The organism is Streptomyces sp. NPDC031064, from assembly GCF_055570965.1.
This window is the reverse complement of sequence record NZ_JBVIGF010000002.1, coordinates 241362-255713: the sequence shown is the minus strand read 5'-3', so window position 1 is coordinate 255713 and position 14352 is coordinate 241362. Positions and strand designations below refer to the sequence as shown.

Annotated in this window: 16 protein-coding genes; 8 read left to right on the top strand and 8 right to left on the bottom strand. The window is 72.7% G+C overall.

Features of this window, described 5'->3' with window-relative positions:
* Positions 1-96: 96 nt before the first annotated feature.
* Both ACZ46W_RS07930 and ACZ46W_RS07925 read right to left on the bottom strand, forming a co-directional pair.
* Positions 97-1443, bottom strand: a complete 1347-nt coding sequence (locus ACZ46W_RS07930; protein ID WP_468333131.1) for a DUF3152 domain-containing protein — start codon at positions 1441-1443, stop codon at positions 97-99.
* 9 nt (positions 1444-1452) lie between these two features.
* Positions 1453-2424, bottom strand: coding sequence for an alpha/beta fold hydrolase (locus tag ACZ46W_RS07925; protein WP_468333128.1), 972 nt, complete (start codon positions 2422-2424; stop codon positions 1453-1455).
* A 191-nt stretch (positions 2425-2615) separates the two neighbouring features.
* Here ACZ46W_RS07925 and ACZ46W_RS07920 point away from each other — a divergent pair, with 191 nt between their 5' ends.
* The 4 genes from ACZ46W_RS07920 to ACZ46W_RS07905 all read left to right on the top strand — a co-directional run bounded on the left by ACZ46W_RS07920 (position 2616) and on the right by ACZ46W_RS07905 (position 4366).
* A complete protein-coding gene (locus tag ACZ46W_RS07920) occupies positions 2616-2843 on the top strand; it encodes a hypothetical protein (RefSeq protein WP_468333126.1) in 228 nt (75 codons plus the stop codon).
* 145 nt (positions 2844-2988) lie between these two features.
* Positions 2989-3630: a TetR/AcrR family transcriptional regulator gene (locus tag ACZ46W_RS07915; protein WP_366127585.1), complete on the top strand. Its 642-nt coding sequence runs from the start codon at positions 2989-2991 to the stop codon at positions 3628-3630.
* A gap of 85 nt (positions 3631-3715) precedes the next feature.
* Positions 3716-3943: a DUF3107 domain-containing protein gene (locus ACZ46W_RS07910; protein WP_468333122.1), complete on the top strand. Its 228-nt coding sequence runs from the start codon at positions 3716-3718 to the stop codon at positions 3941-3943.
* A 156-nt stretch (positions 3944-4099) separates the two neighbouring features.
* Complete coding sequence (locus ACZ46W_RS07905; protein WP_366127586.1) at positions 4100-4366, top strand: hypothetical protein; 267 nt, start codon at positions 4100-4102, stop codon at positions 4364-4366.
* A 76-nt stretch (positions 4367-4442) separates the two neighbouring features.
* Here the strand turns inward: ACZ46W_RS07905 and ACZ46W_RS07900 are convergent, their stop codons facing one another.
* Positions 4443-5198, bottom strand: coding sequence for a ferritin-like fold-containing protein (locus tag ACZ46W_RS07900; RefSeq protein ID WP_468333119.1), 756 nt, complete (start codon positions 5196-5198; stop codon positions 4443-4445).
* 480 nt (positions 5199-5678) lie between these two features.
* Here ACZ46W_RS07900 and ACZ46W_RS07895 point away from each other — a divergent pair, with 480 nt between their 5' ends.
* Positions 5679-7658 (top strand): DEAD/DEAH box helicase, encoded by a 1980-nt coding sequence (locus tag ACZ46W_RS07895; RefSeq protein ID WP_468333116.1) that lies wholly within the window; start codon positions 5679-5681, stop codon positions 7656-7658.
* Positions 7659-7775: 117 nt separating this feature from the next.
* Positions 7776-8657: an alpha/beta fold hydrolase gene (locus ACZ46W_RS07890; RefSeq protein WP_468333113.1), complete on the top strand. Its 882-nt coding sequence runs from the start codon at positions 7776-7778 to the stop codon at positions 8655-8657.
* On the opposite strand, the gene ACZ46W_RS07885 is transcribed toward ACZ46W_RS07890, so the two are convergent.
* Positions 8642-9559, bottom strand: coding sequence for an NYN domain-containing protein (locus ACZ46W_RS07885; protein WP_468333110.1), 918 nt, complete (start codon positions 9557-9559; stop codon positions 8642-8644). The genes ACZ46W_RS07890 and ACZ46W_RS07885 overlap by 16 nt on opposite strands.
* Before the next feature lie 176 nt (positions 9560-9735).
* On the opposite strand from ACZ46W_RS07885, the gene ACZ46W_RS07880 reads away from it, so the two are divergent.
* Positions 9736-9888 carry a hypothetical protein gene (locus tag ACZ46W_RS07880; protein ID WP_366127592.1) on the top strand — a complete coding sequence of 51 codons (153 nt, stop codon included), beginning with the start codon at positions 9736-9738 and terminating at the stop codon, positions 9886-9888.
* Positions 9889-9973: 85 nt separating this feature from the next.
* Here the strand turns inward: ACZ46W_RS07880 and ACZ46W_RS07875 are convergent, their stop codons facing one another.
* From ACZ46W_RS07875 to ACZ46W_RS07865, 3 genes are all read right to left on the bottom strand, one after another.
* Complete coding sequence (locus ACZ46W_RS07875) at positions 9974-10579, bottom strand: MarC family protein (RefSeq protein ID WP_366127593.1); 606 nt, start codon at positions 10577-10579, stop codon at positions 9974-9976.
* Positions 10580-10655: 76 nt separating this feature from the next.
* Positions 10656-11522, bottom strand: a complete 867-nt coding sequence (locus ACZ46W_RS07870) for a PHP domain-containing protein (protein WP_468333105.1) — start codon at positions 11520-11522, stop codon at positions 10656-10658.
* 74 nt (positions 11523-11596) lie between these two features.
* Positions 11597-12235 carry a DUF6758 family protein gene (locus tag ACZ46W_RS07865; RefSeq protein WP_468333102.1) on the bottom strand — a complete coding sequence of 213 codons (639 nt, stop codon included), beginning with the start codon at positions 12233-12235 and terminating at the stop codon, positions 11597-11599.
* 174 nt (positions 12236-12409) lie between these two features.
* Here ACZ46W_RS07865 and ACZ46W_RS07860 point away from each other — a divergent pair, with 174 nt between their 5' ends.
* Positions 12410-13630, top strand: a complete 1221-nt coding sequence (locus tag ACZ46W_RS07860; protein WP_468333099.1) for an MFS transporter — start codon at positions 12410-12412, stop codon at positions 13628-13630.
* A gap of 6 nt (positions 13631-13636) precedes the next feature.
* On the opposite strand, the gene ACZ46W_RS07855 is transcribed toward ACZ46W_RS07860, so the two are convergent.
* Positions 13637-14227, bottom strand: a complete 591-nt coding sequence (locus ACZ46W_RS07855) for a suppressor of fused domain protein (RefSeq protein ID WP_468333096.1) — start codon at positions 14225-14227, stop codon at positions 13637-13639.
* Between the last annotated feature and the right edge of the window lie 125 nt (positions 14228-14352).

The following is a 14352-nucleotide window of genomic DNA, read 5'->3' as shown; positions in this document are numbered from 1 at the left end:
GCCACCGGAAGGGGTGAATGCTCGTAACTTTCCTGCACCCGTAGCGTTTCGACGCGCTAGGGGCGGCTACAGGCCACTACAGGTGAATTCGCCCGATCAACCGCCGGGGTACACCCAGGGGTTGGGGCGGCACTTGATGCCCTCGACCTCCAGCGACTTGGTCTGCTGCTGCATCACCGGCGCGAGCGCGCCCGGGGTACGGCAGGTCACGTGGTTGTGCCCCAGCCGGTGGCCGACCTCGTGGTTGATCAGCATCTGCCGGTACGGCAGCATCGCGTTGACGCCGTAGGTCTCCGAGCCCTGCGCCCACCGGTAGGCGTTGATCATCACGCGGTCGGTGGCGGCGGAGTCGCACGAGACGTTGTCGACGGTCGTGTCCAGCCCGGACTTGGCGCACCAGACACCGGTGGTCCCCGGGCTCGCCAGGGTGATCACGAACTGCGGTTCGCCGCTGGAGATCCGCTCGAACGTCATGGCACCGCCGTGCGCCCAGCTCCGGTCGTCGTTCAGGGTCTCCTGGACGGCCCGTGCGAACAGCTCGGCGTCGAGCCCGAGCCCCTTCTCGACGTCGATGCGGTACCGCACCTTGTTGCCCTTGCCGGGCGCCGGGTCGGTGCCGGGTACGACCTCGAACTCGCCGGACCCCTTCAGCTTCGGGTCCAGCGGGAACCGCTTGGCCATGAGCTGCGCGTACGTCGGCGGGGCGGCCGGCCGCGCGGCCTCCCGCGGGGCGCCGCGCTCGTCGGAACGGTCCGAGCGGGACCCGCCGCCGGGCTCGGGCACGCGCCCCGCGGCCTCGCCCGGCGGGCGGGAGGCGGAGCCGTCCGGCCCGGCACCGGTGACCTGCCCGGCCACGACGACGGCGAGGACGGTGGTGACGGCGGCGGCCGCGATGCCGGTGAACGTGCGCCCCAGGCCGCCGCCGCGCGCCTTGCGGGCCTCTTCGCCGTTCTCTCCCCGGTCCTCCTCCGACCGGGGCTCACCGGGCTCGCCGGCCGGCGTCTCGGGCGGGGTGCGGTCGAAGGCATCGACGAATTCGCGCCGTGGGCCGGGTATCCGGGCGCCGGCGCCCAGCCCGGTCGCGGGGGCACCGGGCGCGGGAGCTCCGGTCGCGGGAGCTCCGGGCGGGGCCGGCCGCGAGGCGGGTACGCCGCGCCAGTCGCCGTACCGGCCGGGCTCGCCCCAGCCGCCGCCGGGCTCGTGCTGCTCGGGGTGGCCGCCCCGTACCTGCTGCTGTGCGTTCTGGTGCTGCGGCTGGTGCTGCTGGTGCTGCTGTGTGCTCGGGTGCTGCGGCTGGTGCTGATGCTGCTGGTGGTGGTGCGGTTCGGGGGGCGCCGCGGGTTTGCGCCGGCGTCCGGTACCGGGACGCGCCCCCTCGCGTACCGCGCCCGTGCCCTGTTCGGAGCCCTTAGGTGCGGGGCCTTTGCGGCTATGTCGTCCCACGGCCCCGGATCAGCTCCCGTCTTCGTGGTCGGTGGCGTCGATCAGTTCCCGTACGGCCCGGGCGACCGTCTCGGGGTACTCCATCATCGCGACGTGCCCCGCGTCCGGAAGCGCCAGCAGCCGCGAGTCGCGGAACGCCGCCGCCGCCTTGCGCGCCATCCGGAACGAGACGAGCTGGTCACGCCCGCCGTACACCAGCAGCGTCGGCGCGAGCACCCGCTCCGCCTGCCGCCACAGCCCGTGCTGGCCGCCCAGCGTGTACGCGTCCACTATGCCGCGCGACGAACGGGCCATCGCGTCCCAGAAGTACGGCAGCCTCAGGCGCCGTTCCATCTCCTCCACGGCGTTGCGGAAGCCCTCGTCGGTGACCCGCCCGGGGTCCCCGTAACAGAGCGCGAGCACGCCCCGCACCCGCTGCTCCGCCGTCCAGTCCCGGGTGAGCCGGGTGAACAGGGAGGCGACGCCGGGCAGCGCGAGCAGCGCCGTGGGCCAGGCGCCGCGCTGGGCGCGCAGCTCGGGCAGCGCGGGCGAGATCAGCGTCAGCGTGCGGACGAGATCGGGGCGGACGGCCGCGACGCGGGTGGCGACGGCGCCGCCCAGCGAGTTCCCGATGAGGTGGACGGGCCCGCGGGCGCCGGCGTCCAGCAGCCGGATGACCGCGCGGGCGTGCGCGGTCACGGAGTAGTTGCCGTCGTCGGGCGGCGGGGAGTCGCCGAAACCGGGGAGGTCGACCGCCTCGCCGTCCACGATGTCCTCGAGCAGCGGCATCAGGGCCGACCAGTTCTGGGAGGAGCCGCCGAGCCCGTGCACGTACAGAGCGGGGGGCAGCCCGGTGCGCTCCGACGGCCGGTAGCGCACGTTCAGCGTCAGCCCGGGCAGCGTCACGGAGCGCAGCCGCTCCCCCGCCGCGACCCGTACGGCGCTCACGCGCGGCCCCGCCGCGGTGGCGGCGACGGATTCCGGCAGCTCGGTCGAAGACATGCGGCAATGTTACGAGACGATCACGCGGGCACCGATGTGTTCGCCGTCACAGATCGCATAGCGCCGGAAGGGGGTACCTCCTAGGCTCATACATGAGGGCAGTTCGCCCAGGCCCCCGCCCGCCATGTGAACCGAGACATGTGAACCGAGACATGTGAACCCGCCGCGTGAAGCCGTGTGAAAGGGAGCCCATGACCGTCGACCCGACCGACCCGGAGACCTTCGAAGGCAACGACAACGGCACGACGACCGCCGCGTTCGGCGAGGAGACGCCCGAGGCGGACGCCGCCGAGCAGCACACGGAGGTGCGACCGCACGCCGACGAGCCGCTGACCCGCATCGATCCGGCCGTGGCGAACCCCGCCGACGCCGCCGAACAGGCCCGTGTGGTGGACCTCGACGAGGACGACTACCGCTGATTTGATCCGTTTAACGTTGAATCTCCGGCTACCAGAGGCGTCCGGTACGTGAAATTCTGCGCTCGCACCGCGCACAGCCGGGTTACCCAAAAGTACGATGGCGGGCGCGGCGCACAGCGCGCAAGGATCGATTTTGGGAGGCGGCGTGACAGCCATCGAGCAGACAGAGGCGGCGCGCCCGCGGGGCACGCGCCTGCCGCGCCGAGCCCGACGCAACCAGCTCCTGGGCGCGGCCCAGGAAGTGTTTGTCGCACAGGGGTACCACTCGGCCGCGATGGACGACATCGCGGAGCGCGCGGGCGTCAGCAAGCCCGTCCTCTACCAGCACTTCCCCGGGAAGCTGGAGCTGTACCTGGCCCTGCTGGACCAGCACTGCGAGTCGCTGCTCCAAGCCGTGCGCACCGCGCTCGCCTCCACCACGGAGAACAAGCTGCGCGTGGCGGCCACCATGGACGCCTACTTCGCGTACGTGGAGGACGAGGGCGGCGCCTTCCGCCTCGTCTTCGAGTCGGACCTGACCAACGAGCCGGCGGTGCGCGAGCGCGTCGAGCGGGTCTCGCTCCAGTGCGCGGAGGCGATCTCCGAGGTCATCGCCGAGGACACGGGGCTGTCCAAGGACGAGTCGATGCTGCTGGCCGTGGGCCTGGGCGGCGTCTCGCAGGTGGTCGCGCGGTACTGGCTGTCCAGCGAGTCGTCGATCCCGCGCGACAAGGCGGTGCAGTTGCTGACGTCGCTGGCGTGGCGGGGCATCGCCGGCTTCCCGCTGCACGGCTCCGATTCCCACTGATGATCCGTGTCGTCTCTCCGGGCTAATGTGTGCAGCGTACGGCGCGGCTGACCGCGCAACGCTGACCGTTCGGAGGGACATAGCCGTGGAGGTCAAGATCGGCGTGCAGCACGCGCCCCGGGAGATCGCTCTGGAGAGCGGGCAGTCCGCCGAGGAGGTGGAGCGCGCGGTGACCGAGGCACTGGCCGGCAAGACGCAGTTGCTCAGCCTGACGGACGACAAGGGCCGCAAGGTCCTGGTGCCGACCGACCGGATCGCCTACGTGGAGATCGGCGAGCCGACCAAGCCGCGGGTGGGCTTCGGGGCGCTCTGAGCAGTACGGCGGTACGACGTGAAAGGCCCGGCGGGGGTGACCCGCCGGGCCTTTCACGCGTCCCAGGAGGTTCCAGGAGCAGGATTGCGTTTCGTGCGCATCGGGTAGTACGGGCTGTGACCGTTTTGCCCGCCCCGCCGTCCGCGAGGTGATCCAGTGTTCTGGGAAGCTTTCGGCTCCGTCGTGCTCGGACTCGCACTGTCCTGGGCGGCCGCCCACCGGCTGACCGACCGGCTCCCGTCACGCCGCGTGGTACTCGGCGCGGGTGTGCTGGGCGCGCTGTTCGGCGCGCTGATCACCCACGCGGCGCTCGGCCCCGGCCACGCGCTGGGCACCCTGCTGGGCGCGGTCGCGGTCACGGCCGTCGTGCTCTCGCTCCTGCTGCGGCCCACTCGCCGCCTACGCCGCTCGGCGGCGACGTAACCGTCGGCTCCGCGCCCCGAGGGGCGCAGACGGCCGGCGGGACGTGGCCGCCCCCGGCGAGGGGGCGGCAGCCCCGTCAGGCGGCCAGGCCCAGGGCGGCCATGCGCTTGGTGTGGGCCTTGGTGATGCGGGAGAACATCTCGCCCACCGCCGCCAGGTCGAAGCCGTCCGCCACACCGCCGACGAGCATCGTGGAGAGCGCGTCGCGCTCCGCCACCACCCGCTGGGCCTGGGACAGGGCCTCACCCATCAGGCGGCGTGCCCACAGCGCGAGGCGGCCGCCCACCCGGGGGTCGGCCTCGATCGCGGCGCGCACCTTCTCGACGGCGAAGTTGCCGTGGCCGGTGTCGTCCAGCACCGCCAGCACCAGCGCGCGGGTGTCGGAGTCCAGCCGGACGGCGACCTCCCGGTAGAAGTCGCTGGCGATCGAGTCGCCGACGTACGCCTTGACCAGGCCCTCCAGCCAGTCGGACGGCGCGGTCTGGCGGTGGAAGTCGTCCAGCGCCTTGGCGAACGGCTCCATCGCGGCCGTCGGCTCCGCGTCGATCGCCGTCAGCCGGTCCCGAAGCCGCTCGAAGTGGTGGAACTCGGCCGACGCCATCTTCGCCAGCTCCGCCTTGTCGGCGAGCGTCGGCGCCAGCTTCGCGTCCTCGGCCAGCCGCTCGAAGGCCGCCAGCTCTCCGTACGCGAGCGCGCCGAGCAGGTCCACGACCGCGGCGCGGTACTGGGGCTCGGCGGAGGCACCGGCCCAGTCGAGGGCGGCGATCCCGGTCGGTTCTTCGGCGGCGGGGGCGGAAGCAGCGGAAGCGGCGGCGTTGTCAGGCGTCTCCATGAAGCGCACAATAGCCCGCTCGGCGCGCCGCCGAAGGCCCTGGTCATCCACTGTGACCTCCCCCTCCTTATGAATCGTCCCAACACACCTGCGCGGATCCGGGGTACAGTGGTAATGCGCCTGCTGAGTATTCAGTCATGTTCGTATGTACTCGGCGGGCCATCTCATGAATGAGGATGCCCGGTCGGTGGCCCGATCGGCTCCGACCCGACAGCCCTCCGTGCGATGAGCCGCACATGAGGGGCCCCTCAGCGGTATGACGCTCGAGCGACGGCAGTGGTCCCGCGCCACCCGGCAGCGGTCTTGACGACCGGCGGCCGGCCGTAACCGGCACGGTACGACCCCCAGCGTTCGCCTCATGCCGCGTCTCACAGAAGAGGCAGCACCCTGACTACGACTTTCCGAGAGCTCGGGATCCTTCCCGAGACCGCCGAGGCCCTCGAAGCCGTCGGCATCACGTCCCCCTTTCCCATCCAGGAGATGACCCTTCCGGTCGCGCTCTCCGGCACCGACGTCATCGGCCAGGCCAAGACCGGCACCGGCAAGACCCTCGGGTTCGGCCTGCCGCTGCTGGAGCGCGTCACCGTCCCCGCCGACGTCGAGGCGGGCCGGGCGAAGCCCGAGCAGCTCACGGACGCCCCGCAGGCGCTCGTGGTGGTCCCCACCCGCGAGCTGTGCACCCAGGTCACCAACGACCTGCTCACCGCCGGCAAGGTCCGTAACGTCCGCGTCCTCGCGATCTACGGCGGCCGCGCGTACGAGCCCCAGGTCGAGGCCCTCAAGAAGGGCGTCGACGTGATCGTCGGCACCCCGGGCCGTCTCCTCGACCTCGCCGGCCAGCGCAAGCTCGACCTGTCCAAGGTCAAGGCGCTCGTCCTCGACGAGGCCGACGAGATGCTCGACCTGGGCTTCCTGCCCGACGTCGAGAAGATCATCAACATGCTTCCGGCGAAGCGCCAGACCATGCTGTTCTCGGCGACCATGCCGGGCGCCGTCATCGGTCTGGCCCGCCGCTACATGTCGCAGCCCACGCACATCCGCGCCACCGCGCCGGACGACGAGGGCGCGACCGTCGCGAACATCGCGCAGTACGTGTACCGCGCGCACTCCATGGACAAGCCCGAGATGGTCTCGCGCATCCTCCAGGCCAACGGCCGCGGGCTCGCGATGATCTTCTGCCGTACGAAGCGGACGGCGGCCGACATCGCCGAGCAGCTCGAACGGCGCGGCTTCGCCTCCGGCGCGGTCCACGGCGACCTCGGCCAGGGCGCCCGCGAGCAGGCGCTGCGCGCCTTCCGCAACGGCAAGGTCGACGTCCTCGTCTGCACCGACGTCGCGGCGCGGGGCATCGACGTCGAGGGCGTCACGCACGTGATCAACTACCAGTCGCCCGAGGACGAGAAGACCTTCCTCCACCGCGTGGGCCGCACGGGCCGCGCGGGCAAGAAGGGCATCGCCGTCACGCTGGTCGACTGGGACGACATCCCGCGCTGGCAGCTCATCAACAAGGCGCTGGGCCTGGACTTCAACGACCCGGTCGAGACGTACTCGACGTCCCCGCACCTGTACGCGGACCTGGACATCCCCGAGGGCACGAAGGGCATCCTGCCGCGTGCCGAGCGGACCCGTGCCGGTCTGGACGCGGAAGAGGTCGAGGACCTCGGCGAGACGGGCGGCCGTGGGTCGCGCGGCCGGCGCCCGGAGCGTACGGAGCGCTCGGAGGAGCGCCCGGCGCGCACGCGTACGCCGCGCCAGCGCCGCCGCACGCGGAGCGGCGCCCCCGTGGCCGCCGAGCCGGAGACCGCAGCGGCTCCTTCGGCGCCCGAGGTCCCCGAGGCCGAGGAGGCCCCGGCGACCCGTACGCCGCGCCGCCGCCGTACCCGTACCCGCGCGGGCGCCCCCGCGGCGGAGGCCGTGGCCACCGCCCCGGTCACGCCGGCCGCCGACGCCCCGGCCACCGAGCCGGAGCCCGAGGCCAAGCCGCGCCGCCGCACCCGCAAGGCCGCCGAGCCGGTCGCGGAGGCCACCCAGGCCCCCGTCGCCGCCCCGGTCACCGAGGCCGAGCCGGAGGCCAAGCCCCGCCGCCGCACCCGCAAGGCCGCGGCCGCCCCGGAAGCGGCCGTGGAAGCGACCGCCGAGCCGGAGGCCAAGCCGCGTCGCCGTACCCGCAAGGCCGCCGAGCCGGTCGCAGAGGCCGCCGAGGCCCCCGTCGCCACCCCGGCCGCCGAGGCCGAGCCGGAGGCCAAGCCCCGTCGCCGTACCCGCAAGGCCGCCGAGCCGGTCGCGGAGGCCGCCGAGGCCCCCGTCGCCGCCCCGGCCGCCGAGGCCGAGCCGGAGGCCAAGCCCCGTCGCCGCACCCGCAAGGTCGCGGCCGCCCCGGAGGCGGGCGCGGAGGCGGAGGCCAAGCCCCGTCGGCGCCGGACGACGAAGGCCGTGGCGGCCGCCCAGCCGGAGAGCTGACCGGGCGACCGCCACGCCCGAGCCGCACCAGGCACACGAGCGACGGCCCCACCCCTTCCCGGGGCGGGGCCGTCGCCGTATCCGCGTCCGGCGGCCGGGTCCCGATAGCCTCGTCCCATGAGCCGCCCGCCCACGTTCACCCCGCCCCCCTGCGCCCGTGCCCGCACCCTCCGCACGTCCCGTGGTGACTTCGCCGTGCTGGACGCGGCGCCCGCCGCCGGTACGGAACCGAAGGGGACGGCCCTCCTGCTGCCCGGGTACACCGGCTCCAAGGAGGACTTCATCGCCATGCTCCAGCCGCTCGCCGACGCCGGCTACCGGACCGTCGCCGTCGACGGCCGCGGGCAGTACGAGACCACCGGCCCCGACGACCAACAGGCCTACGAGCAGGAGGAGTTGGCGCGCGACGCGCTGGCCCAGGCGGCGGCGCTCGACAGCGGCCGGGTCCACCTGCTCGGCCACTCCCTCGGCGGCCAGATCGCCCGCGCGGCCGTCCTGCTCGACGCGGCGCCCTTCGCCACGCTCACGCTGATGTCGTCCGGTCCCGCCCAGGTCGCACCCGCCCAGCAGGAGAAGATCAAGCTGCTGAGCGACGCGCTCGCGGTGATGACGATGGGTCAGGTGTGGCAGGCCATGCGCGCCCTGGACCCGCCGGAGGACGCCGACGAGGCGGGCAGCAACCGCGAGGACCTCCGCCGCCGCTGGCTGCTGCACAACCCCGCGCAGCTCCTGGCCACCGGCCGCCGGCTGACCGTCGAGCCGGACCGGGTCGACGAACTGGCCGCGCTGCGCCCGCCGATGCCCGTCCACGTGATCTCGGGCGTGCGGGACGACACGTGGCCGGTGCCGCTGCTCGACGCGATGGCGGACCGGCTGGGCGCGCACCGCACGCGTATCGAGGGCGCCGAGCACTCGCCGAACACCGACCGCCCGGTGGAGACCGCCGTGGCCGTGGCCCGGTTCTGGGACGACCGCGAGAGCCGTCAGAACCGCGACTGAAGGTGCTGCCAGAAGCCGTCCCGCAGCGACCGCCGCAGCACTGCGTGCCCGCGCAGGGACCGGCTCAGCACCTTCTCCGCCTCGATGAGCAGGTCCTGGTCCACCGGTCCGGGCAGGTAGGGGTGGCCGGGCAGCAGCTCGGCCATCGCGGCCTGGCCCCGTTCCGCCAGCCACGTCTCCGCGATCCGGGCGCCCACGAAGCGCACCTCGTCGCGTGACGGCGGCGGCTCGCCCTCGCTCTCGTACGTCGTCACCGGCCGCCGGGTGACGTAGGGGCGGCAGAAGTCGAGGTCGAAGGTGCGGGCGCTGTCGACCTCCCAGAGGAGGGGCTCGGCCTGGTTGCGGCCGTCGGCCGCCTCGATGCCCCAGAGGTGGACCCGGGCCCCGTACCCCTGGGCCGCCTCGACCGCCGAGACGAGGTCCTCGTCGCCGCCGACCAGCGCCGCGTCGCTGATGGCGCGGTGGCGGGCCAGCGACTCCAGGTCGGTGCGGATGAGGGAGTCGACGCCCTTCTGCTGGTTGCTGGCGTTGAGGTTGCCGAGCCGGACCTTGACGTCGGGCAGCTCGGCGATGGCCTGCTGCTCGGGGGTGTGGATACGGCGCCGGGCGCCGTCGTACCAGTAGAGGCGCAGCAGCCGGCTGTCCGCGAAGATCGTGCGGGCCGTGTCGATGAAGGCCTCGATGAGCCCTTCGGCGTCCAGGTCGAAGGAGCGCCGATCCTCGGTGCCCGCGACAAGCAACCCGGCCGCAGCATGGACGTAACCGGCGTCGACGAAGATGGCGTGCGTCGAGGGAGTCTTGGCGACCTCGGCCAGCATCCGCTGGAGGAGCTCATTGGTGCGCTCCAGGCGGGCGCCGAGTTCGCTGAGGGTGGGAGCGGGGGGCTCCGGACGGTGGTTCATACGGGGCTCATTGTCCGACGCCTCGGCCCCGGCCGCCACCACCCCACCGAGCAATACTTAGGCGCTCAAAAAATTTCTTTAGCGTAGGGAATGTTTGCCCCCTACATGACGTTGGCACTCATACGGAAACACAGTTCTCCAGCAGGAGGATCAACTCAGGACGAAGGGAGAAGCCCGTGCGCTTCGAGATTCTGCGACTCGACGACGTCGACGGCACGCCCGTGGACAGCACCGTCGTGGACGCCGCCTCCGTCAACAGGATCGTGCAGCAGGCCGCCTCGATCGGCCAGCGCATCTGGATCCGCCCGGCCGGGACCACGGCCTCATAAGAAGCACGACGCTCTGACACCGCGCCCCCGCGCGGACTCCGGCGGCCTGGAGCAGCCGGAATCCGTCCGGGGGCGCAGTGATGTCTCAGGCGCCCTGGATGACCTGGGTGACGCCGTTGATGATCTGCTGCACCGCGATCGCCGACAGCATCATTCCGGCGAGCCGGGTCACGAGCACCACGCCGCCGTCCTTGATGACCCGGATGATCAGCAGCGAGTACCGCATGGTCAGCCACAGCACGATGTGCATGGCGACGATCGCCGCCCAGACGGAGATCTGCCCGCCGACGCCCTCCGCGTGCTGCACGGCGAGGATCACCGACACGATCGCGCCGGGACCGGCCAGCAGCGGCATGCCCAGCGGTACGAGCGCGACGTTGACGTCCTTGGTCTGCTTGGGCTCGTCGGTCTTGCCGGTCAGCAGGTCGAGCGCGATGAGCAGCAGGAGCAGCCCGCCCGCGATCATCAGCGCGGGCACGGAGACGTGCAGGTACGCCAGGATCTGCTGGCCCAGGATGCCGAAGACGGTGATCACGCCGAAGGCGACCGCGACGGCCTGCCAGGCCATCCGGCGCTGGACCTTGGTGGCCCGGCCGGAGGTCAGGGCGAGGAAGATCGGGGTGATCCCAGGGGGATCCATGATGACAAAAAGGGTGAGGAAGAGGGAGCCGAAGACGGCGACGTCGAACACAGTGAGGCCTTGCGGGAGGAGGGTCGTACAGAGAGGTGCGGGGGTACGGGGCTACGGGCGGCGCGCTCCCCCGGAGCTACGCCTGGGCGGGGCCCCCGGTGCCCGGCACCGGGAACGCGCCGGTCGCGCGGCGGGTGATCTCGCCGTAGATCTCGGGGTCCGTGGTGTGGTCGCCGAGGCGGCAGGTCTTGCGGGTGCCGTGGTAGTCGCTGGAACCGGTGGCCAGCAGGGAGAGGTCGGCGGCGAGCCCGCGCAGCCTGGCGCGCGTCGGCTCGTCGTGGTCCATGTGGTCGATCTCGATGCCGTCGAGGCCGTACGCGGCGAGTTCGGCGATGACCGACTCGGGCACCGTGCGGCCGCGCTTGGCGGCACCGGGGTGCGCGAAGACGGTGACACCGCCGGCCGCCTTGACGAGACGGATCGCGGTGAAGGGGTCGAGCTCGTGCTTCTCGACGTACGCCCGGCCGCCGTCGGCGAGCCACTCGGGCGTGAAGGCGCCGGAAACGTCGGCCACGACGCCGAGCCGCACGAGCGCCTCGGCGATGTGCGGCCGGCCGACGGACCCGTCGCCGGCGATGGCGGCGACCTGCTCCCAGCTCACCGGGACGCCGAGCTGCTGGAGCTTGCCGACCATGGCGCGGGCGCGCGGCACGCGGTCGTCGCGCACCAGCTCGCGCTCGCGGGCCAGCTCGGGCTCCTCCGGGTCGAAGAGGTACGCGAGCATGTGCACGCCGATGCCGTCGATCCGGCAGGAGAGCTCGGCGCCCGTGACGAGCGTGAGGCCTTCGGGGAGCGCGGCGATCGCCTCGGCGTGGCCGCGCGTGGTGTCGTGGTCGGTCAGCGCGACGACGTCGAGCCCGGCCGCCGCGGCGCCGCGCACGAGCTCGGCGGGGGTGTCCGTACCGTCGGAAGCCGTGGAGTGGGTGTGCAGGTCGATGCGCACGACGCGTGACTCCGGGGCTCGGGACGGACAGGGGACCGCTCCAGGATACCGGCCGCGCCCCCGTCCCCACGCCGTCAGTCCAGCAGCCTCGGGCTCAGCGCGCCGCACGGGAGCAGCTCCACCTCCGAGCCGGCCTCCCTCAGGTCGGTCAGGACGAGTTCGTCGTACATCAGCAGCCCCGACTTCTCGGGCCAGACGATGGCCCACAGCCACAGCCCGCGCGCCTCGCCCGCGAAGACCGCCCGGTCCTCGGGGGCGTCACTGACGTGCCAGAGGGGGGTGGGCCGCCCGGCCGCGAGCACCTTGGCCTGCGGGCGGTTGCCGGTGCACATGTGGGGGCCGGGATCGGGGCCGTCGATCCCGGCGTACCGCGCGCCCAGGCCGACGCCCGGCTCCTCGGCGATCAGCAGCAGCTCGCCCACGCCGCCGAGGGGGGCGGGGCCCGAGCAGGCGACGACGGTGGCCCGGCCGCCGCTGCGGTCGTCGCCCGCGTAGGCGACCCCGGTGAACAGCCAGCCCACGGGCAGCGGCCAGGGCATCCAGACGGGGACCTCGGCCCGGTGCGTGACGACGCCGAGCGCTTCGACGCTGGGCGGGATCACGGGCTGGAGCGGTTGCACGGCGCCGTGCACGTCGCACTGCCAGGAGTCGGAAAAGAGACCGGGCGCCCGGACCCGGCCTCCGCACTTCGGGCAACTGGGTTCGCCCCTCATAGCGTTCAACGGTCCTCCCCGGCCGTCGCCTCGTCAAGGACGATCACCCGTCCGGTGTGCCGCTCACCCTTCCAATTTTTGATGCATCTTGCATCCATTAGACCGTCTAACTTATTGTGTGTATATAGCAACTACTTGCCGGGTGCCGACGCGCCGGCACGGAAAGGAGCGGAGATGCGGCAGAAGGATCCGTTCGACGAAGGGGCCACCGGCATCCTGCGGCAGCCCAGGGCCGTCTGGGCGACGGCAGGCGCCTCCGTCGTCGCCTTCATGGGCATCGGACTGGTGGACCCGATCCTGCCGTCCATCGCCCAGGGCCTGCACGCGACCCCCAGCCAGGTGTCGCTGCTGTTCACCTCGTACTTCCTGATCACCGCCGTCGCGATGCTGATCACCGGTTTCGTCTCCAGCCGCATCGGCGGCCGCAGGACGCTCCTCGGCGGACTCGCGCTGGTCATCGTCTTCGCCGCCCTCTCCGGTACGTCGGGCTCGGTCGGCGAGCTGGTGGGCTTCCGGGCCGGCTGGGGGCTCGGCAACGCCCTGTTCGTCTCCACCTCCCTCGCCGTGATCGTCGGCGCGGCGGCCGGCGGCAGCGCGGCCGCGATCCTGCTGTACGAGTCGGCACTCGGTCTCGGCATGGCCTGCGGACCGCTCGTCGGGGCCGTCCTGGGCGACGCGAGCTGGCGCTATCCGTTCTTCGGCACCGCCGCGCTGATGGCGATCGGCTTCCTGTGCATCGCCGCCTTCCTGCGCGAACAGCCGAAGCCCGCGCGCAAGACGTCCCTACTCGACCCGCTCAGGGCACTCGGCCACGGCGGGCTGGCGTCCGCCGCCGCCTCCGCCTTCTTCTACAACTACGCGTTCTTCACGGTGCTCGCCTTCACACCGTTCGTGCTCGACATGACGCCCTACAGGTCCGGCGCGGTGTTCTTCGCCTGGGGCGTGCTGCTCGCGGTGTTCTCCGTGCTGGTGGCGCCGCGCCTCCAGGAGCGGTTCGGGTCGCTGAGGGTGCTCGGCGGCTCGCTCGTGCTGCTCGCCGCCGACGTCGTCGTCCTCGGGTTCGGCGACCACACCACCGCGATCGTCTGCACGATCCTGTCGGGCGCCTTCATCGGCGTGAACAACACCGTCTTCACCGAACTGGCCCTCGGCGTCTCCGACGCGCCCCGCCCGGTGGCCAGCGCCGGCTACAACTTCGTGCGCTGGTTCGCGGCCGCCGCCGCGCCCTGGCTCGCGCCGAGGATCGAGGAGTGGAGCGACGTCCACATGCCGTTCGTCGTGGCGGGCGCCGCGGCGGCGATCGGCGCGGGCATCGTGTGGGCGCGCCGCCGCTCGCTCACCCACGAGGCCGAGGAGCACCGGGCCGGGCTGCCCCGGCCGGCCCTCGCCAACTGACCGCCGTCAGTCGAGGGTTACGGACCTGCGCAGCGGGTCGCGCAGGTCCGTGCCCGCCGACAGCCACCGTTCCTGGAGCGCCTGCGCGCCGTGCACCCGCTTCCAGGCGGCCTCGTTGGGCGTCATCGGCAGCAGCGGCAGGAAGCGCACCGGGTCCATCGGCGCGTCCAGCTCCAGGTCCTCGACCAGCCCGCCGGACTCCGCGACGAGGACGGAGGTGAACGGCGCGCCGGGCCACAGGGGTTCGCCGGTGTCCAGGGACGCGCCGGGGGCCACGACGACGCCCTCCACCTGCGGGGAGGCGGCGAGGACCGCGAGCGGGCGCAGCACCTTGTCGGTGTCGGCGAGCCCGGACCGTACGGTCAGGAGGAGCTCCGCGCGCGGACCCTTGACCGGGTCGGCGAGGGTGGCGGTCGGGTCGGCCATCGGCTGGGCCGACATCCCGAGGGTGGCGTATCTCACGAGGCCGAGGGCGGCGTCCGGGAAGCGGAGCACCTCGATGCGGTCGGTGCCCAGGAAGGTCACCGCGGCGCGCGCGTCCGGTTCACCGAGGGCGGTACGCAGCCGGGCCTCGACCAGAGCAAGAACTTCTCCCATGCGGTGAGCATAGAGCGCGTATGGAACGGGCAAAGTAAGGGATTGACCCTCAGTCGGCTGATAGTCTTGGCCGTCTGCTGGTCGGGACAGCACGCGGAGCGTGGCTTTCCAGTCCCGACGACACG

Coding starts and splice junctions, on each gene's coding strand:
- ACZ46W_RS07890 (WP_468333113.1), top strand. CDS start 7,776: ATGAGCCGCCCGCCCACGTTCACCCCGCCCCCCTGCGCCCGTGCCCGC.
- ACZ46W_RS07900 (WP_468333119.1), bottom strand. CDS start 5,198: ATGGAGACGCCTGACAACGCCGCCGCTTCCGCTGCTTCCGCCCCCGCC.
- ACZ46W_RS07855 (WP_468333096.1), bottom strand. CDS start 14,227: ATGGGAGAAGTTCTTGCTCTGGTCGAGGCCCGGCTGCGTACCGCCCTC.
- ACZ46W_RS07920 (WP_468333126.1), top strand. CDS start 2,616: ATGACCGTCGACCCGACCGACCCGGAGACCTTCGAAGGCAACGACAAC.
- ACZ46W_RS07925 (WP_468333128.1), bottom strand. CDS start 2,424: ATGTCTTCGACCGAGCTGCCGGAATCCGTCGCCGCCACCGCGGCGGGG.
- ACZ46W_RS07885 (WP_468333110.1), bottom strand. CDS start 9,559: ATGAACCACCGTCCGGAGCCCCCCGCTCCCACCCTCAGCGAACTCGGC.
- ACZ46W_RS07865 (WP_468333102.1), bottom strand. CDS start 12,235: ATGAGGGGCGAACCCAGTTGCCCGAAGTGCGGAGGCCGGGTCCGGGCG.
- ACZ46W_RS07895 (WP_468333116.1), top strand. CDS start 5,679: ATGACCCTTCCGGTCGCGCTCTCCGGCACCGACGTCATCGGCCAGGCC.
- ACZ46W_RS07860 (WP_468333099.1), top strand. CDS start 12,410: ATGCGGCAGAAGGATCCGTTCGACGAAGGGGCCACCGGCATCCTGCGG.